This window comes from Maribacter polysaccharolyticus, from assembly GCF_028882255.1.
GTDB classification, from domain to species: Bacteria; Bacteroidota; Bacteroidia; order Flavobacteriales; family Flavobacteriaceae; genus Maribacter_A; species Maribacter_A polysaccharolyticus.
Map to the genome: position 1 here is coordinate 1,392,870 of NZ_JARBUY010000001.1, position 21,312 is coordinate 1,414,181.

General features: G+C 40.7%; 20 protein-coding genes and 1 pseudogene. 11 read left to right on the plus strand and 10 right to left on the minus strand.

Annotation, left to right across the window (positions count from 1 at the left end):
- The first annotated feature begins 63 nt into the window (after window positions 1–63).
- Window positions 64–1,071 (plus strand): 3-oxoacyl-ACP synthase III family protein, encoded by a 1,008-nt coding sequence (locus tag PHU20_RS05960; RefSeq protein WP_274824428.1) that lies wholly within the window; start codon window positions 64–66, stop codon window positions 1,069–1,071.
- Window positions 1,072–1,277: 206 nt separating this feature from the next.
- Here the strand turns inward: PHU20_RS05960 and PHU20_RS05965 are convergent, their stop codons facing one another.
- Window positions 1,278–1,865 (minus strand): T9SS type A sorting domain-containing protein, encoded by a 588-nt coding sequence (locus tag PHU20_RS05965; protein ID WP_274824429.1) that lies wholly within the window; start codon window positions 1,863–1,865, stop codon window positions 1,278–1,280.
- Between the two features lie 507 nt (window positions 1,866–2,372).
- Window positions 2,373–2,960, minus strand: a complete 588-nt coding sequence (locus PHU20_RS05970; protein WP_274824430.1) for a hypothetical protein — start codon at window positions 2,958–2,960, stop codon at window positions 2,373–2,375.
- A 255-nt stretch (window positions 2,961–3,215) separates the two neighbouring features.
- On the opposite strand from PHU20_RS05970, the gene PHU20_RS05975 reads away from it, so the two are divergent.
- Together PHU20_RS05975 and PHU20_RS05980 are read left to right on the plus strand one after the other, a co-directional pair.
- Window positions 3,216–4,088, plus strand: coding sequence for an AraC family transcriptional regulator (locus tag PHU20_RS05975; RefSeq protein WP_274824431.1), 873 nt, complete (start codon window positions 3,216–3,218; stop codon window positions 4,086–4,088).
- A gap of 9 nt (window positions 4,089–4,097) precedes the next feature.
- Complete coding sequence (locus PHU20_RS05980) at window positions 4,098–4,676, plus strand: alpha-ketoglutarate-dependent dioxygenase AlkB family protein (RefSeq protein ID WP_274824432.1); 579 nt, start codon at window positions 4,098–4,100, stop codon at window positions 4,674–4,676.
- A 223-nt stretch (window positions 4,677–4,899) separates the two neighbouring features.
- Here PHU20_RS05980 and PHU20_RS05985 read toward each other — a convergent pair whose 3' ends face one another.
- Window positions 4,900–5,673, minus strand: coding sequence for a S1/P1 nuclease (locus PHU20_RS05985; RefSeq protein WP_274824433.1), 774 nt, complete (start codon window positions 5,671–5,673; stop codon window positions 4,900–4,902).
- Window positions 5,674–5,831: 158 nt separating this feature from the next.
- On the opposite strand from PHU20_RS05985, the gene PHU20_RS05990 reads away from it, so the two are divergent.
- From PHU20_RS05990 to PHU20_RS06025, 8 genes are all read left to right on the plus strand, one after another.
- Window positions 5,832–8,027 carry a transglycosylase domain-containing protein gene (locus tag PHU20_RS05990; RefSeq protein WP_274824434.1) on the plus strand — a complete coding sequence of 732 codons (2,196 nt, stop codon included), beginning with the start codon at window positions 5,832–5,834 and terminating at the stop codon, window positions 8,025–8,027.
- A gap of 92 nt (window positions 8,028–8,119) precedes the next feature.
- Complete coding sequence (locus tag PHU20_RS05995) at window positions 8,120–8,980, plus strand: SPFH domain-containing protein (protein ID WP_274824435.1); 861 nt, start codon at window positions 8,120–8,122, stop codon at window positions 8,978–8,980.
- A gap of 3 nt (window positions 8,981–8,983) precedes the next feature.
- Window positions 8,984–9,487, plus strand: coding sequence for a hypothetical protein (locus PHU20_RS06000; RefSeq protein WP_274824436.1), 504 nt, complete (start codon window positions 8,984–8,986; stop codon window positions 9,485–9,487).
- A complete protein-coding gene (locus PHU20_RS06005) occupies window positions 9,484–9,648 on the plus strand; it encodes a type II toxin-antitoxin system antitoxin (protein WP_274824437.1) in 165 nt (54 codons plus the stop codon). Before PHU20_RS06000 ends, PHU20_RS06005 begins: the two co-directional genes overlap by 4 nt.
- Before the next feature lie 272 nt (window positions 9,649–9,920).
- The gene (locus PHU20_RS06010; RefSeq protein WP_274824438.1) at window positions 9,921–12,125 is read left to right on the plus strand and encodes a DUF5916 domain-containing protein; all 2,205 of its coding nucleotides are present in this window, start codon (window positions 9,921–9,923) and stop codon (window positions 12,123–12,125) included.
- A 1-nt stretch (window position 12,126) separates the two neighbouring features.
- Window positions 12,127–12,930 (plus strand): Cof-type HAD-IIB family hydrolase, encoded by an 804-nt coding sequence (locus PHU20_RS06015; RefSeq protein ID WP_274824439.1) that lies wholly within the window; start codon window positions 12,127–12,129, stop codon window positions 12,928–12,930.
- Between the two features lie 34 nt (window positions 12,931–12,964).
- Window positions 12,965–14,227 carry a DUF819 family protein gene (locus PHU20_RS06020; RefSeq protein ID WP_274824440.1) on the plus strand — a complete coding sequence of 421 codons (1,263 nt, stop codon included), beginning with the start codon at window positions 12,965–12,967 and terminating at the stop codon, window positions 14,225–14,227.
- Window positions 14,228–14,378: 151 nt separating this feature from the next.
- Window positions 14,379–15,086, plus strand: coding sequence for a DUF4369 domain-containing protein (locus PHU20_RS06025; RefSeq protein WP_274824441.1), 708 nt, complete (start codon window positions 14,379–14,381; stop codon window positions 15,084–15,086).
- Between the two features lie 51 nt (window positions 15,087–15,137).
- Here the strand turns inward: PHU20_RS06025 and PHU20_RS06030 are convergent, their stop codons facing one another.
- The 7 genes and pseudogenes from PHU20_RS06030 to PHU20_RS06060 form a co-directional block, all read right to left on the minus strand.
- Window positions 15,138–15,407: a hypothetical protein gene (locus PHU20_RS06030; protein WP_274824442.1), complete on the minus strand. Its 270-nt coding sequence runs from the start codon at window positions 15,405–15,407 to the stop codon at window positions 15,138–15,140.
- A 70-nt stretch (window positions 15,408–15,477) separates the two neighbouring features.
- Window positions 15,478–16,446, minus strand: a complete 969-nt coding sequence (locus PHU20_RS06035; protein ID WP_274824443.1) for a type I phosphomannose isomerase catalytic subunit — start codon at window positions 16,444–16,446, stop codon at window positions 15,478–15,480.
- A 35-nt stretch (window positions 16,447–16,481) separates the two neighbouring features.
- A complete protein-coding gene (locus PHU20_RS06040; protein WP_274824444.1) occupies window positions 16,482–16,892 on the minus strand; it encodes a 6-pyruvoyl trahydropterin synthase family protein in 411 nt (136 codons plus the stop codon).
- Window positions 16,882–17,421, minus strand: coding sequence for an isopentenyl-diphosphate Delta-isomerase (gene idi / locus PHU20_RS06045; protein ID WP_274824445.1), 540 nt, complete (start codon window positions 17,419–17,421; stop codon window positions 16,882–16,884). Before idi ends, PHU20_RS06040 begins: the two co-directional genes overlap by 11 nt.
- 84 nt (window positions 17,422–17,505) lie before the next feature.
- Window positions 17,506–18,447: a PorP/SprF family type IX secretion system membrane protein gene (locus PHU20_RS06050; protein WP_274824446.1), complete on the minus strand. Its 942-nt coding sequence runs from the start codon at window positions 18,445–18,447 to the stop codon at window positions 17,506–17,508.
- A gap of 17 nt (window positions 18,448–18,464) precedes the next feature.
- Complete coding sequence (locus PHU20_RS06055) at window positions 18,465–20,411, minus strand: T9SS type B sorting domain-containing protein (RefSeq protein WP_274824447.1); 1,947 nt, start codon at window positions 20,409–20,411, stop codon at window positions 18,465–18,467.
- A gap of 91 nt (window positions 20,412–20,502) precedes the next feature.
- Window positions 20,503–21,312 (minus strand): annotated as a pseudogene (locus PHU20_RS06060) (hypothetical protein); the annotation flags it as partial.

The window sequence follows — 21,312 nt, forward strand, 5'->3', positions numbered from 1 at the left end:
AATCACTACCTTGCACCTTAATAGATCGTTGAGATCTATGCACAAACCAAAACGACTTCAAAAATGTACAATTCTAAAATTACGGGCCTCGGGTACTTTGTACCCGAAAACGTTGTCACCAATGATGATTTAGCCAAAGTAATGGACACCAATGATGAATGGATTCAAGAACGAACCGGGATCCAAGAGCGCAGACACGTTATAAAAGGAGAGGATACCACCATGAGCATGGGGGTGAAAGCTGCAAAAATAGCTATTGAAAGGGCGGGTATAGACAAAAACGATATCGATTTCATCGTCTTTGCGACGCTTAGTCCGGATTATTACTTTCCGGGGCCCGGGGTAATGGTACAGCGGGAATTGGGAATAAAAACCGTTGGAGCCTTAGATGTAAGAAACCAATGTTCCGGTTTTGTATATGGCATTTCAGTTGCCGATCAGTATATAAAGACCGGTATGTATAAAAACGTATTGGTCATCGGTTCTGAAGTACATTCAACTGGATTGGATTTCAGCACAAGGGGAAGAGGGGTCACCGTGATTTTCGGTGATGGTGCCGGTGCGGCGGTTCTTTCAAGGGAAGAAGACAATTCGAAAGGGATACTTTCAACCCATTTACATTCCGAAGGCGAACACGCCGAAGAACTTTCATTGGTTGCACCCGGTATGGGTAAAAGGTGGATTACCGATATCATCAAGGACAATAACCCGGAAGAAACCTCATATTACCCTTATATGAACGGTCAATTTGTTTTTAAAAATGCCGTTGTCCGTTTTAGTGAGGTGATCATGGAGGGTTTAATGGCCAATGGATTAACGGAAAAAGATATTGACCTATTGATCCCGCATCAGGCGAACTTGAGAATCTCACAATTCGTCCAAAGGAAGTTTGGTTTGAACGATGATCAAGTATACAACAATATCATGAAATACGGTAATACTACAGCGGCCTCCATTCCCATAGCCTTGACCGAAGCTTGGGAGCAAGGTAAGGTAAAAGATGGCGACTTGGTCGTTCTTGCTGCTTTTGGTAGTGGATTTACCTGGGGGAGTGTCATTATCAGGTGGTAATGGTTTCCCAAAGGGGAATAATAAAAAAACCCTGTCCATAACGGCAGGGTTTTTTCTTGTCAAACCTTTTTTTTGGGAAGGGAACATCAACACAATTTCCCAATAGGAATTCGCCATTTCATTAAATCGGAAATTCCCAAATAGGTACAAACAAAAAAAGAGAGCTTTTCAGCCCTCTTCTCTCCTAGAATAAAATTAAAACTAACTTAATCAATATTAATCCCTTCATAAAAGGTATCAATTCCTTTTTTAACTTTAATGGTGTACTGTCCCTTGTGGGCATCCTTAAAGTTAAATGCTTTTTTTACGATTGCCTCGTTCCCTGAAATGGTCTTCACAACAGCCCTTTCGTTGATATCGTAAACCGAAACGGTAATATCTTCTTGCTCCAAGTTCAATAAGTTTAGGTAAACCATACCTTCTTTTTCATAGAATACGGGCTTGGTCTTCTCTGACCTGCTTTTGATGGCAACCGTCGAATCTTCCAAAGTAATGGTGAACTCGGTCTCCTTGATGGCATCTTCCACTTCAAGGAAATAAACACCGGACTCAAGGCTGGCCAAATTGAATTTTTTGGAGTATTCCGAATTGTCCTCAAGGCTTTCGGTAAAAATGACGTTACCTTCACCGTCTACGAACCTTAGTTCGGCATCTGTTGTTGAATTGGTATAATTGAACAATAAGGTCTTACTTTCTTTATTAGGGCTTATTCTCAAATCCATTTCGTTGGCCATACCTATAGTGGTAAAAAATAGGAAGGCGGCACTTAGGGAAATTTTCATTATTCTTTTCATAACTTTTTGATTTAAAGGATCAATCAATTTTGATTTTCTCTTTCGCTTTTTTTTCAATAACTAATTACAGGGCAAACTTACGGCGGCTATTTAGCCCTGACTACATCAAGTTTTTCCATTTTGTATGCTATTTTACCACCCTACTGGGTTAACTAAACGTTAAGGGTTAATTTGGAATACATTTTAGGCAATTTAGTGAAGTTTGGCCTTTTTCGTCTTTCCTGAACAAGGTGAAAAAAAATAAATTCACACACGTTAACAAGCACTTGTTCGCCCGATCGGTGAAACCTGATTTAGACCTAATATTGACCATTATTGAAATACCGGATTATCTTTAGTAGGCTTAGCTCCCTTCATCGAACGATCGCTAAAACTTATAATAACCTTAAGGGTTCCGAAATAAGCCAACTCCTTTCTGACGAATTTTTTTATGATCGGTTAAATTCCATTCATAAAAAAAGAGGGCTTAAAAGCCCTCTTCTCTCCTAGAATAAAATTAAAACTAACTTAATCAACATTAATTTCTTCATAAAAGGTATCATTACCCTTCTTTACTTTAATCGTATAATGACCTCTGTGGGCTTCCTTAAAATTGAATGCTTTCTCGATAACCTGCTCGTTTTCCACAATTTTACTGGCAACCATTCTTTCATCTTCATCATATACCGCGATAGCAACATCTTCTTTTTCCAAATTCAAAAGGTTAAGATACACCATATGGTCTTTTGTCCTAAATACAGGTTTGGTCCTTTCAGACTTGTTTTTGATGGCTACGGTGTAATCTTCCAAGGTAATGGTGAATTCGGTCTCCTTGATGGCATCTTCCACCTCAAGGGTATAAACACCCGACTCAAGGTTTCCTAAATTGAACTTTTTTGAGTATTCCGAATTGTCCTCAAGGCTTTCGGTAAAAATGACATTCCCTTCACCGTCAACGAACCTAAGTTCAGCATCCGTGGAAGAATTGGTATAATTGAACAACAGGGTCTTGCTTTCCTTATCGGTAAAGATCCTTAAATCCATTTCGTTGGCCATGCCAAAAGCAGAGATAAATAAAAAAGCCGTGCTTAGGGTAAGTTTCTTAATCGTTTTCATAACATTTTGTTTTTTAGGTTAATGTAGAACGCGCTTTACTTTTCTTTTTCTTTTTCGATCTGTAATCAATTACACTACAAACTTAGCACCACCTTACCTCCCTTACTACATCAAGATTTACAGGTTTATATGTTATATTACCATTTAATTAGGTTAATTAAATGTTAAGTGGTAATTTTGCATACTATTGAGGTAATTTTACAGAGTTCAGTTAATTACACCCTTGCTAACTTTGTTCCTTGAAAAAGAAATGCTATGCTAAAACAGAAACCTACTTTTGAAGTCATTGAACCTAATTTTGGACATTCATATACGTACCAAAAATTCGATGCCAACACGAACAATAAAAACAATAAATGGCACTATCATCCCGAAATTGAACTGGTATACGTCAATGGAGGAGCCGGTAAAAGGCAAATTGGCAGCAACCTATCTTATTATACCAACGGTACCCTAATACTTGTACCCAGTAATTTACCCCATTGCGGATTTACCGATACCTTAACCGGGAATAGGAGCGAGACCGTAATACAAATGAAAACGGATTTCCTGGGGGAGAATTTTTTCCTTATTCCTGAAATGGCGAAAATCCAAAACCTTTTTGAAATGGCCAAAGGCGGTATTGTTTTCTTTGGAGAGACCAAACAAAGGCTGGGCAAGAAAATGGAAGCCCTTGAGCATCTGTCGAATTTTGAACGTTTATTGGCCATATTGGATATCCTCCACGGATTGGGAACAACGGAAGAATTCAGGATATTGAATGCCCATGGTTATTCGTTGGAAGCGGATACAAAAGACAATGATCGTATCAATATCGTCTTTAACCATGTGAAGAATAATTTCAAGGACGAAATAACCTTACAGGAAATTTCGGATATGGTAAGTATGACCATACCTTCGTTCTGCCGGTATTTTAAAAAGATAACCAATAAGACCTTTGTACAATTCGTCAATGAATATCGATTGGTACATGCCTCGAAATTATTGGCGGAACAACCTATGAGCATTACTGAGGTCTGTTTCGAATGCGGGTTCAACAATTTCTCACATTTCAACAAATCATTCAAGGCCTTTACGGGGCAAAATCCGTCAGCGTATAGAAATCAATTGAAAACGGTTTTTCAATAAGATCGGGAAATGGTATCATTACGGCTCATTGATAGTGATATTAGGTATTATCCAGGATTTATCGATGCACCAAAAGCAAATGGTTATTTTGATCGTTTACGAAATTCGGTCCCTTGGCGGCAAGATGAAATCAAGGTATTCGGAAAGATATACCCACAACCCAGATTAACGGCATTCTATGGTTGTGGGACAAAAACCTATTCGTATTCCAATATCACCATGACACCCAATCCTTTCACAAAGGAACTATTGGAAATAAAGGCTTTACTTCAACAAATCGTAGGTGTAGAATTCAATGCCTGTCTCTTAAACCTATATAGAAATGGTAAGGATAGTAATGGTTGGCATTCCGATGATGAAAAAGAACTTGGAAAGGATCCGGTCATAGCTTCAATAAGTTTGGGACAAGATCGATTTTTCCATTTACGGCACAAGAAGAACAAACATCTAAAACATAAGTTGTTATTGGAGCATGGCAGTTTATTACTTATGGGAGGCCAAACACAGCACTATTGGCACCATCAATTGCCCAAAACGGCAAAACCCATTAAGGAACGTATAAACCTTACCTTTCGGTCCTTGAAATAAAAAAAACCGGTTACGTACCCGTTACCGGTTTTTTTTATACCCTTTGACTCCTAGTCAAGCACTGCCTTTAGCGGACGGGTCACTGCACTAATGTCCTCATGCGTAACTACACTTATAGAACGTCAAATGGTATGCCAAGGTATTATTTTTCGACAAAATTCCTTTTTTAAAGGTTGTAGGGTTCAAATAATCCCCACATAATAAGGCTCCCTTTCCAACGGGATCATTTAAAAATCCCATTCAACATTCGGGCCAGTCGCAGCCCCCCTTTTTGGAGTTGTGTCTCAACCGTTGCCCACCATATATAACTATACTGGTAGGAAAGTTTTTGACCAACCTCAACAGAATCATAGAGCCTGTCGGCAATTAACTGGGATTCCTTGACCCAATCCAGAAGGGTGCCTTGCTGGATATCCTTTATTTCCTTTTTATCCAATTTAGGTAGGGAACTGGACAGTTCGGTAAAACTCATCCCATAATCGTCGATCATATTTGAATCCCACACCCGGTGTAAATTGGTTCCCCGCCCAAACCATTGCAGTTGAATATCGTTACCTCCTTTGTCCTCTACCCTACCGACATGCATGGGTTGGTGTAGATCGCCTATCAGATGAACCAACATTTTTAGATAAAAGACCCTATCCTCCTTGGGGTTATCTTCGTTTTGGATGATGTCAAGGCATTTTTGAACACCCACTACCAAATCTCCGTATTTACCGGGTTCAATATCCTTATAATCCTTACCCGGGGGAATATTCACATAATGCCACGCACTGAATTCCTTATACTTCCTGTCTGCCTTAATTTCATCCGCAAAATTTGAAACAGACGCAAGGCTTTGTCCATCCAACAATTTAAAAATGGCACGTTTCGCCTTACCTGAAAGTTCCTCCTGTGCGATTTCCCCAATTACCCTATGACCTGTTTTGGACCAAAATGGGGCATTACCGAAAGAAATTTGGGCAGTTAACAAAAGAAGGAAGGCTATTTTTTTCATTGTCTTTGTTTGGCTTAAAATTAGAAAAAGCTTTTTAATCTATTGTTAACCCTTGGCCGATTTTAAATTTTTAGTTTGATATTGCACCCCAAAAATCCAACGATTTTATTTTGAGAAAAAGAAAACATGTTTTTATCAAGCTTCTGCTAAAATTATCATTGGCAACACTGGTAATGATTTTTGCGTTCCTATTAAGTGTCCGCATGGGATTCTGGGGCCAATTACCAAGTAACCAAGAACTTTCCACCTTACATTACAACAGAGCTTCCGAAGTTTATTCGGCCGATAGCGTGTTGATCGGCAAATATTATTTGAACGACCAACAACCTATTCCCTTTGAGGATATTCCCGAACAGGTCAAAAATGCCTTGATCGCTATTGAAGATGAGCGTTTTTATGAACATTCGGGCATCGATTACCGAAGCCTTATGCGGGTAGCGGTAAAAACGATAGCAATGCAAGACCAATCCTCAGGAGGTGGCAGTACGCTAACCCAGCAATTGGCCAAAAACCTTTATCCCAGGAAAGAACGCAATAACACCAACCTTGTTGTGGACAAGGTTAAGGAAATGATAATCGCCAAGCGATTGGAAAACCTGTTCACCAAAGATGAGATACTTGTCCATTACTTAAACACCGTCTCCTTTGGAGGCAATACCTTTGGTATTGAAAGTGCTGCACTCAAGTTTTTCAATACACCTACCCGCCAACTTACCGTTGAAGAAACCGCAACCCTCATTGGAATGCTAAAAGCCACCCATAGTTATAATCCTAGATTATTCCCTAAAAAGAGTATTGCAAGAAGGAATCTAGTATTGGCCTCAATGGTTAAGAATGGTTTTCTCGATTCAATTGAAAAAGATAGCCTTTTGGCCCTACCCTTGAATTTGGATTATCGGGAATTCGATCATGACATGGGTTTAGCCCCCTATTTTAGGGAGGAAGTACGAAAAAAAATGAGAAATTGGTGTCAACTTGAAAATGAACGTGGTGCCAATTACAATCTGTATACCTCAGGTTTGAAAATTTATACCACCTTGGATTCCAAAATGCAGGCATTGGCAGAAGAAACCATGGCAGAACACATGGCCTCCCTTCAAAAAAGATTAGAACAGAGTTATGGTAAAAATGCCCCCTGGTTAAAGAATAAAGACTTGATCCATAAAATGGTGAAGAGAACGCCGGCTTACCAAAAACTCAAGAAACTCGGATGGGACGAATCCAGAATAATGGATTCGCTCAAGATAAAGAAATCGATGAATCTAGGTGATTGGACGGGAGAAAAAACCGTAAAGGCCAGTACGATCGATAGCGTACAACATTATATGAAATTTCTCAATACCGGTTCATTATCGGTCGACCCCAATACAGGAGCCGTAAAAACATGGATAGGCGGCATCGATTACAGGCATTTCAAATATGATCATATAGCACATAGCAAACGGCAGGTAGGTTCTACTTTCAAACCCATCGTGTATACGGCCGCCCTTGAAAAAGGGCTATCGCCATGCACCTATTTTTCTGCCGAGGAAGTTGCCTATGAGAACTTAAAGGGTTGGTCCCCCAGTAACTCTGGGGAAAAGGATGAGGCTTACCTCAACTATTCCATGGAGATGGCCTTGAGCCATTCGGTGAATACGGTGGCCGTAAAGGTTTTGGAAAAATCCGGTATCAATAGCGTCATCGAACAGGCCAAAAAAATGGGGATAGCATCCGAACTCCCCCGTCAGCCCTCTTTGGCCTTGGGTACTGGGGAACTTTATGTTACCGAATTGTCCCAGGCCTACACCAGTTATGTAAACGATGGCGTGGCCGTGGCACCTTTCTTTATCGAAACCATAACAAACCAAAACGATTCCATTTTGGCCCATTTTACCCCAAAAAAGACAAAAAACCGTGCTTTTTCTAAAGAAACAGGAGAGATAATGCTAGAAATGATGAAGTCTACGATTGATCAAGGTACTGCCTCGCGTATACGTACGACCTACAACTTAAAAAATGAAATTGCGGGTAAAACGGGTACGACCCAAAATAACAAGGACGCTTGGTTCGTTGCCATAACGCCCAAACTGGTACATGTGAGTTGGGTAGGCCTTGACAATCATGAAATTGGATTCAAAAATACAAGCCTAGGCCAAGGGGCAAATGCCGCCCTTCCCCTATTCGCCATTTGGTATCAAAAACTGAATGCCCGATCAAAGTACAATCGGATTACCCAAGCCAGGTTTCCGAAAACCGACAGCTCCGTACTGGAATTATTGGATTGTGAACCGATAAAACGGGATGGATTTTTCAAACGCCTTTTTAAGAATCCAAATAAAAAGCGAGTCAAAAAATTTAGGACTAAAGAATAAATCAAAGGGTTTGTGCGATAAAAAAGTCAGGATATTAATTTATTTTCATATATTTATGATATCATTTTAATATCACTAAAAAACAATAGATCATGGCACAAGAGAAAAACGCTACCCCGATAAATGGCTATATCATACTGGTAATCTTTGTTGTTTTATTCTTTGGAGGGCTCCTCGTGTTAATACAGGCCCCGAACATTTCCGCTGTTGTAGCCCTTGTCATTGCATTACTGATGGTCCCTGGTTTTGTATTGGTCAACCCAAATAGTTCAAGGGTCCTGCTTTTATTCGGCAAATATGTGGGGACCATAAAAAGCAATGGTCTTTTTTGGGTAAACCCCCTTTATTCAAAGAAAAAGATTTCATTGCGTGCCAGCAATTTCGATAGCGAACGCTTAAAGGTAAATGACAAATTGGGCAACCCGGTAATGATCAGTACCATCTTGGTTTGGCGGGTGACCGACACCTATAAAGCCGCTTTTGATGTTGATGACTATAAAAATTTCGTTAGGGTACAGACCGATGCAGCCGTTCGTAAATTGGCCAGTATGTACCCCTATGATAATTTTGCCGATGATGGCCATGATGAGGACATTACCTTACGGTCCAGTGTCAATGAAGTGAGCTTAACATTGGAAAAAGAACTGCAAGAGCGATTGTCGATGGCCGGAATCGAAGTTATGGAAGCACGTATCGGATATCTGGCCTATGCACAGGAAATCGCAAACGCCATGCTAAAACGACAACAAGCCACTGCGATTGTCGCAGCACGTCATAAAATCGTGGAAGGTGCCGTAAGTATGGTTGAAATGGCCTTGGCAGAATTAGGCAAAAAAGAATTGGTAGATTTGGATGAGGAACGAAAAGCCGCTATGGTAAGTAACTTAATGGTCGTACTCTGTTCGGACAAAGATGCTTCACCCATAGTCAATGCAGGAACATTAAACCATTAAAAAATGAGGGTATTCAATGAAACACAACGCTTCAACCAATGGTGGCTGCAATTGATCCATATAGCCTCAATAATATTTCTTATCTACGCCATTTATCACTGGTATTTCAAGAATGAAGCGGTAGGCAATGTAGCTGCCGGTGATTCGGTGGGACAATTGATCGTCATTCTATCCGTTTTACCTCTTTTGCTGGTATTCTATTTTTTAAAATTACATACGGAAATAGATGAAAATGGCATCAAATACCAATTCTCACCCTTCCATTTCACTCCCAAAAAAATAACCTGGGATGAAATCCAGCATTGTCATGTCAGAACCTATAACCCGATTTTGGAATATGGTGGATGGGGATACCGAACTTCGATAGGAAAAGGGAAAGCGTACAATGTCAAAGGAGACAAAGGCATACAAATTGAACTCAAAACAGGTAAAAAACTATTGCTGGGAACCCAAATGGAAACCGAAGCAAATCAAATAATCGCCAGGTATTTTAAAAGAGGATCATGAGCAAGAAAAAAGGCTTTGCGTTACGGTTGAATGAAGAAATGCTAAAAGCAATCGAGAAATGGGCTGCCGACGAATTCCGTAGTACCAACGGACAAATAGAATGGATGCTCATGAAAAGTCTAAAAGAAGCCAATCGTGAGCCTAAAAAGAAAAACGGATAGCTTTCCCAATCGGTTTTTAATCCTAAATTCCTTCGAAAGATACGGCTTTCATTCGGGGCAACGAAAAAGGGGACTTAAGACCTTTTTGAAGCTATCCTCCGACTCTTGACGTCAACCTTTTTATGAAATCGACAATAAACAAGGATGTTTATTAAGTTTTAACACTTCTATTTATATTGCCATAAAAATATCCATCATTCTATAGGTATTTGCCGTTACTTTCGGCATTTATATCCTAAATTTGAATACCAAGCCAGCTAAACCAACTTTCCATGTTAAAATACGCAAGTGTTCTAGCGCTTTTATGTTCCTCTTTATTACTTAACGCCCAATCGCGCCCAAAGAAATTCACCGTAAAGACCATTCCCAAGGAAACGACCATAACCCCGGATGGCATCCTTGATGAAGCTGTTTGGAAAAAGGCTGAAAGTGCCCTTGATTTTTGGCAATATTTTCCTTCAGACTCCATCTTGGCCACCAAACAGACCGACATCAAGATGCTCTTTGATGACGAAAATCTATATATCGGTGTTACCGTTTATACTTTGGGGAAAGATTTCCGTGTCGAGTCCCTAAAAAGGGACTTTAGGGCAGGAAACAGCGATAATATAACCTTGTTGTTCGATACGTTCAACGATGGTGCAAATGCCTTTTTATTCGGTATAAATCCTTATGGGGTGCGAAGGGAAGGTTTGGTTTCAGGCGGTGGCAATGACCTTACAGGTTTTACGATTTCCTGGGATACCAAATGGAAAGGGGATTCGAAAAGATATGAAGATCGCTACACTTCCGAATTGATCATTCCCCTTACGGCTTTTAAGTTCAAAGAAGGGGAAACCAAATGGCGTTTCAATTGTTATCGTTTTGACACCCAATCAAACGAAAACAGTACCTGGATGAACATCCCCCAAAATCAAAACATCTACGGCCTAACTTTTATGGGGGATATGCTTTTTGAAAGACCCTTGGGAAAATCGAGGAGTCCATTGGCGATCATACCTTATGTAAATACCATTTCCCAAAACGATTTCGAAAACGACGAAAAACTCAATAATATAAAAGTAGGCGGGGATGCCAAATTCGCTATCGGTAATAGTATGAATTTGGATATTACCGTGAATCCCGATTTTTCCCAGGTCGAAGTGGATGACCAAGTGACCAACCTCACTCGATTTGAAATTTCCCTTCCTGAAAAAAGACAGTTCTTTATCGACAATAGTGATCTTTTTTCAAGTTTTGGGGATACCAGCCAAGAAAATCCGTTTTTTTCGAGAAGGATCGGTATCGCTACCGATACAGCCGACAATTCCATTGAAAACAAGATCATAGGAGGGGTACGATTAAGTGGTAAGCTGAACAAAGGCTTACGACTTGGGTTTTTGGACATACAGACCGAAGCAGATGAGGAAAACCAAATCGCATCGAACAACAACCTGATGCTGGCCCTTCAACAACGTGTATTCGGACGATCCAATGTCAGTATGTTCCTCATTAACAGGCAAACTTTCAAGAATTATGACTTTCAGGAAGATGAGGACAGGTATAACCGCGTTCTCGGTATTGATTATGATCTTATTTCAAAAGGAAATAGGTGGAATGGCAAATTCTTCGTACATAAATCCTTTGCGCATAACAGCGGTGGCAAAGATAATTCTGCCGGAACAAAATTGGATTATAATTCAAGATATTATAACACCTTTTCAAAATTGGTGTATGTAGGGGAAGACTATAGATCTGACCTGGGTTACATTCGTAGAACCGATATATTAAAGGGCTACGTGGGCTTTGAAAAGGTCTTTTGGCCCAAAAAAGGCATCATCAATTCCCATAGTTTTCAATTCTTCCCCGTATTTATATGGAGTCCAAGTATGGACTTACAAAATACCGATTATAAGTTTCAAGGTGAATGGGAAGCCAAATTTGTCGATTCTTCCAACTTCAATCTGACTCTAAAAAACGAATACACCTTTTTGACCGATGAGTTCGAACCTACCGGAAAGGACGATGCAATAGCCTTACCCGAAAATGTTGGCTATCATTACAACAATATCCAATTGGAATATTCTTCCGATAGCAGAAAGCTTTTTTCCTATAAGATGGAAACCACATTGGGAAATTTCTATAACGGCAGACGTTATGCGTTCCAAAGTACCATGACATACCGTATACAACCCAAAGTCTATATTTCAATGCTTGTTGATTACAATAAGATCAAACTGCCACAGCCCTATGCCAGTGCCGATTTATGGTTGCTCAGTCAGAACATCAATATCACTTTCAACAAATCGCTGTTTTGGTCTACCTTGGTACAATATAGTACGCAACAGGATAATTTTGGACTCAATTCAAGATTACAATGGAGGTTCGCCCCACTATCAGATTTATATTTAGTGTATAATGATAACTATTTTGTCAATACTTTTGCACCCAGAATACGAACTATAAACCTGAAATTTACATACTGGCTAAATATATAGCATGAACCATAAAATCTTATGTTCCGATTTGGATGGCACCTTATTGTCTACCAAAAGTGATGTTTCCCCTTTTACGATTTCCGAAATACATCGAATAAAACCTAGTACGAAAATAATACTGGTATCGGCCAGAATGCCCAAATCCATGCGATACATACAGGAAAGCCTAGGTATCGTGGATGAACCTATCATATGTTATAATGGTGCCTTGGTACTCGATGGCCTTGAAGAAATACACTCCTCAATCATTCCTATGGAGACTTTGGAATCGTTATACCACCTGAGCAACGATCATGACATTAAACTTGGCCTCTATTTCAAGGATGAATGGTACGTAGAAGAAAACTCGGAACGGGTAACCAAGGAAATCAACAATACCAAGACCACTCCTGTATATCAAAAAAACGCGGAAACCCTTACCGATTGGGAAAAAAGGGATATCGGTGCCCATAAAATAATGCTTATGGGTACTTATGAAACCATTGAACGCATACAACCGAAATTAGTGTCCTCCTATTCCAATATTTTGAACATTTATCGTTCTAACGATACGTTGATCGAGCTCAGTCCAAAAGACGTCTCCAAACTATCGGCCATAGAACTGTTGATCGAAAACCGCTATTCGCTTAAAGACATCATTGCCTTTGGGGACAATTACAATGATGCCGAAATGTTAAGGCTTGCAGGTTGCGGCGTGGCCATGGGCAATGCCCGTAAAGAGGTGAAAAAAATAGCGGACCATATCACAATGGAGAATACAGAGGACGGCGTAGCCCATTTTTTAAAGCAACATTTTAAGATTTAACTATATTTGAACCTAACATCCCAATCCAGCTACAATGCATCAATTACCACTTACTGAAGATACCGTTATTCTTGGCCTGTTAAGCCTATGCTTAGGATTTGTTTTCTATACCTCATCAATAAAAAAAGGATTCTGGAAAAAATTCTATACCATTATCCCTACCTTGTTGATGTGCTATATGCTTCCGGCCGTTTTAACAAGTATTGGCCTGATTTCGGAAGCGGATTCCAACCTGTATTACATCGCAAGTCGCTATCTTTTACCGGCTGCATTGGTCTTGATGACCTTGAGCATCGATTTAAAAGCCATTATGAACTTAGGTTCAAAAGCCTTGATCATGTTTTTAACAGGGACTGTGGGTATTGTCATCGGGGGTCCTATTGCCATATTGATCGTCTCGATTTTCTCACCTGAAACGGTTGGTGGTGTCGGCTTCGATGCAGTTTGGCGTGGTCTGACCACCATAGCCGGTAGTTGGATCGGTGGCGGGGCCAACCAGGCTGCCATGCTCGAAGTATTCCAATTCAATCCCAAGAAATTCGGGGATATGGTACTTATTGATATTGTTGTTGCCAACATCTGGATGGCCATTATCCTATTGGGGGTAGGTAAATCGGACAAAATAGATAAATGGCTAAAAGCAGATAATTCATCCATAACGACCTTAAAGGCAAAAGTATCGGCCCATACCGAAAAGATAACAAGGGTCCCCACACTCCATGATTATATTATATTGTTGTGTTTGTCCTTTTTTGCCGTTGGTATATCCCATTTTTTGGCAGAGCATTTTGCCCAATACCTGGAAAACACTTTCGAAGTCATAAGAAATAAGGAGAAGGCATTATCCTCTTTGGGTTCCAAATTTTTATGGATGGTCGTTTTCGCTACGACCGTAGGCATTTTATTGTCGTTCACCAAAGCAAAAAATTACGAAGGTGCCGGTGCCAGTAAGATAGGCGGCTTGTTCATTTACATACTCGTAGCTACCATCGGTATGAAAATGGATCTGGGGCGATTCTTGGAAAACCCAGGCCTGATAGCCGTTGGGATCATTTGGATTTCCATTCATGCCGGACTACTGATCTTGGTCGCCAAAATGATCAAGGCACCATTTTTCTTTCTTGCGGTCGGCAGTCAGGCCAATGTAGGGGGGGCAGCCTCCGCCCCTATCGTAGCTGCGGAATTCCATCCTTCCCTAACCTCTGTGGGAATACTTTTGGCAGTCCTGGGTTACGTGGTCGGTACTGCGGGTGCCTATATTTGTGGCCTTCTCATGGAAATAGCGGCCAATGTGTAGCCCCATTTAAAATCAAACGCCCTAATTGGTAAATTTCAAACAAATTGCACTTAAAAGTTGATATTCAAACTCAATTATTTTATTGATATTTGCGGCACGGAATAAGTACGTCACATTCGGCAATTGTAGTCGCCGTAGAAATTACATTCAAATGAAACATTTTCTCTTTTTTGGCTTAATCGCCCTTTTTATCGCATCCTGCAATGAGGATACATCGAACACCATGGTCGTGACCGGAAATGTCAAGGGCCTGAAAAAAGGCACCTTGTATTTACAGCATATACCCGATTCCATTTTGGTAACCATAGATTCCCTGCAAATAGAGGGAGATGGAAATTTTACCTTTAAAACAAAACTGGAAAGTCCTGAGATTTTTTATTTGTACCTGAATAAAAAGGACTATAATGATGTTAATGATAGAATCACCTTTTTTGGCGAACCGGGCAACATTACGATCAATACGAGTTGGAACACTTTTGATTCCAATGCCAATATCGAAGGCTCTGCCACTCAAAAAAAATTGGAAGAATACCAAAAGGTCATGTCACGGTTCAACAAACGTAGCCTTGAAATCATACAGGAAACGGCAAATAGTACTGCAGCCTTCGACTCCGCCCAACTCGATTCCATTGAAAACCTATCCTATAAAAATATTCAAAAAGGGTATGCTTTCGCATTGAATTATGCCTTAAACAATAAAGATTCTTATATCGCCCCCTATATAGCATTGACCGAAGTATCCGATGCCAATATTAAATATCTGGATTCTATCAACAATTCATTGACTCCCGAAGTCGCGGATTCCAAATATGGGAAGGAACTCCAGGTGTTTCTGGAACTTAGAAAAAAGAAGCAATAAAAAAAATCCCGCCAAGGCGGGATTTTTTTTCAACTATTTTATAGTTCTTTCTTATTGCAACTTATTCAATTGATCTACCAAAGCGGTTGCTTTTTCTTCCAATTCTTGACGAACACTTTTTAAGTGGGCTTTTCTGTCCTCAACACTTTTGTCGTTTACCTTAACGATCAAACTGTCGAAAGTCTCGATAGCCTCGTCAATGATCTTGCTTCCTTCAGAGGAGTCGTTTTTACCGTTGGTACCTTCAACGATGTATACCGCTTCAATGATATCCCCTAAAACAAAATTTATATCTTTTTTTAAATCCCTTATACTTGCCATAGTCTATTTATTTTTTTGCAAAAATACTGTTTTTAGTTTTTCCTTCTTCAAGTAATCGAACTTATTTCATTTATACCGTGACCTCCAGCAATTTAGTATTCGATGTATGTATGTCGATGCTTTCCGTATCAGCAGGAACCAAAACGGTCTCCCCTTTCTGAATAGCCACGGCACCACTATTGGTTACGATCTCTGCCGACCCCCCCACACACATTAAAATCGTAAATGAAGATCTATCTGAAACATCAAGGCTCAAGTCTTTCTCCAATTGTAAAAAATTGGTTTTGAAATAAGGACAATCGACCATGGTATTTACCGCATCCGATTTTCGGTCATACGCCACCTTAAAATCGTCCTTTTTATCATAATCCATGGCATCTAGGGCCAAATCGGTATGTAACTCCCTTAAGTTCCCGTTTTTATCTTTCCTGTTGAAATCAAAAACACGATAGGTTATATCGGAGGTCTGCTGAATTTCGGCCAAAAGTACCCCGGCCCCAATAGCATGTATTTTTCCGGTATTGATGAAAAAGGTATCCCCTTCTTTTACCTGTTCATAGTTCAATAAATCCAAAAGGGTGTCATTATCCAAACTTTTGGAATATTCTTCCTTGGTCACGTTTTTATTGAAACCAACAATAAGATTGGCTCCCGGATCGGCATCCATAACATACCACATTTCGGTTTTTCCGAAAGAATCATGTCGCTTTTTGGCCAATTCATCATTGGGGTGCAATTGTATGGATAGATCCTGTTTGGCGTCTATGAACTTGATAAGGATAGGAAAGTCTTTCCCAAAACGCTCAAAAACATCCTTACCCAATAATGCTTCGGGCTGTTCATCAATGATTTCCTGGAGTGTGGTACCGGCCAAAGGGCCATTGGCCACCGTTGAAATATCACCTTGTACGGCTGAAAGCTCCCAACTTTCACCGGTAATATCACTTTCAATGGGTTTTCCCAATACTTCTTTTAATTTGGTGCCGCCCCAAAGGCGTTCTTTTAATATCGGTTGGAATTTAAATGGATAGAGGTTCATGTAATTAATTTGTATTTATATAATTCTTTCATCGATTATTCACCGGAATAGGTCACGAAATTCCTCGGGGTTTCGTAAAGGACCACTTCCAGGTCTTTAGAGGCATCTATATGTGGTCTGAGTTTGTTCCAAATAAATACCGCAATATTCTCTGCTGTCGGATTCAAATGTTTGAATTCCGGCACTTCAACATTAAGGTTTTTATGATCCAAGACATCTTCGATCTTATCCTTAATCAAGGCTTTCAGGATTTTCATATCCATCACAAAACCCGTCTCCTTATCTATATCACCATATACGCTGACCACCAAATCATAATTATGCCCGTGATAATTGGGATTATTGCATTTCCCGAAAACATCACTGTTTTTGGCATCGTCCCAATCTGGCCGAAACAACCGGTGCGCTGCGTTAAAATGCGCCTTTCTACTGACTTTAACTTTCATGGTTCGTATTATGATGCATTAAATGGTCGAAGAACTTTTCAAAAATGATCTTGAACCAAACCGTATAATCTTCCGGATTTTCGGCAATATCTTTTTGGATTTCCTCGGGGCTCATCCATTTAAAATCCGCTACTTCTTCGGGATTTATCTTTGGATCACCGCTATAGGAACCCATCATCACATGATCATATTCGTGCTCGGTAAGTCCGTTATCGAACGGAGCTTTATAAATAAAGGAAAACAATTCCCGCAAGTCCGCTGTAAAGCCCATTTCTTCCTGTAACCTTCTTCGACCAGCTTCGATATTGGTTTCACCTTCCCGTTGATGGCTACAGCAGGTATTGGTCCATAATAAGGGAGAATGATACTTGTGTGCTGCCCTTTGCTGTAGCATGATCTCCCCTTTATCATTCATGATAAAAACGGAAAATGCCCTATGTAACAAGGCTTTTTCATGGGCTTCCATTTTTGGCATGGTACCCATTTGCTCGTCTTGGGTGTTCACAAGAATCACTTCTTCTTCCTTCATACCGTAAAAATAAGACCTTTACCCAACTTTTGGGTTAAGCCAAGTGTAAAAATATAAGGATGGATGAAATAAAAGGAATAATTACTAGAAAAACCGAGGGGATTTCACAAACCCTTTGGAACTTATGAAATCATATCTGAAAATGATTTCAAAGGATCCATCATTAAAGGCGGCACTTCCCAATTCCGTAACTTCACGGTCATAAGCCAAGCCTATTAATAGGGATTCACTGACATTAAAACCGAACATTCCGCTAAAAGCCGCATCCCATCGATAAGCCCCTCCAAGAATGAATTTGTCATTGAGCAGAAAATTCGCGGAAAGATCCACTTGAAGCGGTGCGCCTTTTACCATCTTAGTGAGGATGGTAGGTTTGAATTTCAAATTAGGGTTTAAATCAAAAACGTATCCTGTAATCATATAAAAGTTCATCTCCTCGTTGGCCGTGGATAACGAAGACTCATCAAAATGGGAGGTTTCCAATATTCTTGGTACCGATAAACCGGCATAAAACCTTTCCGTATGATAGTATACCCCAGCTCCGATATTAGGGGAAAACTTGTTATCGATATCCTGTTGTAAGGTTTGATCCGTAGTATACTGGTTGAGTTCGGAAAAACGAATATCAAGCAAATGGCCACTAGCCTTCAATCCAAAACTCAATTTACCTTCGTCAGAAAGTTTTACGGTATACGAAAAGTCAATATCCAAATAGGTTTCAGAAGTAGGACCGATTTCATCATTGACGATCGACAATCCCAAACCTACCCCATTATAACCAATGGGGGAATGTATATTCAACGTTTGGGTTTTTGGCGCCCCATCCAGACCAACCCATTGCGACCTGTGAAGGGCCGCAATACTTGCATTTCCCCGAGAACCTGCATAGCCCGGATTAACACTCACGGTATTATACATATACTGGGTATACTGGGCATCTTGTTGGGCTTGTACTTTAGTGGTAAAGAACAATACCGCAATACCTATAAAACTTACTGTCTGTATTACCCCTGAAATATGTTTCATAGTTCTTGCCTTTATCATCATCTGTTAATATATATATACCCTGATAGCGTTATTATTTCACCCGTCACATTTTCATAATCAAGAATATAGAAATAGGTGCCAACAGGCAATTTATTGTCTTTATCAACGGTAACCCTACCTTGGGAGGTACCATCGAAAACATTCCCATTGGTATTGTAGGACTTGGTGGTATAAACCAAAACACCCCATCTATTATAAATTTTAAGTGTATTGTTCGGGTAATTATCCAACCCGCCTATTACCAATACATCATGTGCACCATCGCCATTTGGTGTAACGACATTGAATACCTCCACTTCCTCTTCAGGGGCATTCGGCTCAAGATAATCGGGTATTCCATTACCGTTGATATCATCATTGGAAAAATCCCCATCCCCATTCAAGTCCTCATCAATGGTCATTAATGCATCATCATCATCATTGGGATCCCTATAATCCGACTCATAATCACCATCCGTATTCGGAAGGTCCAAGAAAGGATCATTGTACTTATCATTAACATCTACGTCAATCGTGGTATCCCCTTCATAACTGTCATCCAATCCGTCATTATCCTTATCTGACCCGATCAAGAAGACATCGGCAATACCATCATGATCGAAATCATGGCCTTCAATGGCGTCAGGAACACTATCATTATCACTGTCCTCATCCAAATAATCGGGAAGACTATCCCCATCGGTGTCTACAGGGAATAGACCTAAAGCACCGACTTCATAGGCATCATCAAGACCATTGCCATTGGCATCAATTAGACTTGGTAAGATATAACCATCCGTCGTCTGTGCCTCGATATTGTCAGGAATACCGTCATTGTCACTATCAATATCCAAATAATCAGGTATACCATCACCGTCACTATCGGTCGGATTGGTCGACGGATCGCCATCACCATCCAAATCCAAATCCTCGAAACTATCAAGGATTCCGTCATCGTCCGAATCCAGATCCAATGCGTTTGAAACAACTACCGCCACATTGGCCGTACTACAATTGGATGAATTATCACAAATCGAATAGGTAAAGGTATCGTTACCGACAAAACCGTTGTTGGGCGTATAGGTTACGGCATCGTCCGAAGGATCGGTAGGTGTACCGTTATCATCATGGACCAAAGTTCCGTCTGAAGGGCTTGAAATCGTAATGGTTCCGAGGGTCGGAATGTCATTATCGTTGGCCAAAATAGCAATTTCGACGAGTATCCCCTCTTCTGTTGCTACGGTATCATCAATAGCATCAACAATGGGCAGAATATCAAGGGATACCGTTGCCGTACTGCAATCCCCGGAAGAATTACATACCGTATAATCAAAAGTATCCAAACCATTATAATCGGGATTTGGGGTGTAAGTGACCACATCATCCGACGGATTGTTCGGTGTAGCATTATCATCTATGGTAACTACCCCGTTTGTGGGATCGGTAAAGGTCAAAGCCCCTGAGGTCGGCAAATCGGAATCATTGCCGTAAATATCCACTACCAATGGCACATCTTCATCCGTAGTGACAACATCATCTACCAAATTAGCCGCCTGATCCAGACATACCACTGTAAAGTTGGGCAGATCGAAACTATTCCCAGCTTTGGTCACTGTTGCCGTATACGTCACGACACTTTGCGTTGATAATACCGTAGGACTGGTTTGATTTCCAGAAACCGAAGGGGTCCAATCAAGGGTTGCCCCAGAGGATAAATCCACATTAGCGGAAATGTCCAAAGTAACCTCGTTTTCAGGTGAATTACAATTGGTTACGATAAAATACCCTGTGGCATTTGAACCGCAAAGCGTACCATCATAAGTTGCAAAATAAATGCCCGGTGCCGTTACTTCGTAAAAAGAATCAGTACCCAAAACCGTTGTGGTATCGGAAGCCTCATACCATTGGTAGTTGTGTTCATCCGAACTGCTAGGGGCTTGTAATAAAAACTGGGCATTCGACACAAGTATCCCAAGTAGTGTAAAAACAATACTTAGGAATAACTTTTTATATGTAGGTTTAGGACTCAATCTGATCAGGGCTAATGGTTATTATCTATTTTACTACAAATACCACATTGATCAACGAATTGTAATCCGACGGCGTACCTACTACATCATATTGCATGACCCCATCAGCACTAATGCTATCAATATTCAGCACTGTTGGATCGGCATAGGTAACATAGTAATAAAGTTCCGTTTTTGTGTATGTCGGGACAACAGCTGGCGCACCTGTACTTGCCATTGTAGGGCTGCCAAATTGGTCAATATACTCTTGATATAAGTCAATGGTCGCATTATTGACGATTGTCGATGCATCAACTGCGATTGATGGTGGATAGAAAATTCTAGCTGCCTTTGAGGTAATCGGTGCAATGGCTTGAATGACATCTTCAACCGTTGCTTCCGTACTTCCATCCCCATCAACGTCCACAGGGGAGTCCGAATCGACTTCCGAGGCCACTTGATCGTCCGTATCCAGTGCACTTAAATCAACCGTTACCGGGACAGCGCCATCACCCTCCAAGGAAATGGCCAACTCACCGGTTCCAGAGTCGAAGGTCAACGCATCGACCGTCTGGTCATCGGTGCTGCCTGCGGCAAGTTCATCGATAGCCGCCTGGGTGTCCACTGCCGTCAGACCGGAGGTGGTATTGTCATAAGATACTTCAGATGCCGTTTGGTCATCCGTGCTTGCCGCTGCGAGTTCCGCCAAGGCACCTTCCACTTCCGTGGCCGTGAAGTTGCCCGCAGTATCCGTAATGTTCACCTCATTGGCGATCTGGTCGTCCGTGCCCACCAAACTGGAAAGGTCGACGCTCGTTGATGATCCACCCTCTATATCTATCTGTAGGCTGTTGCC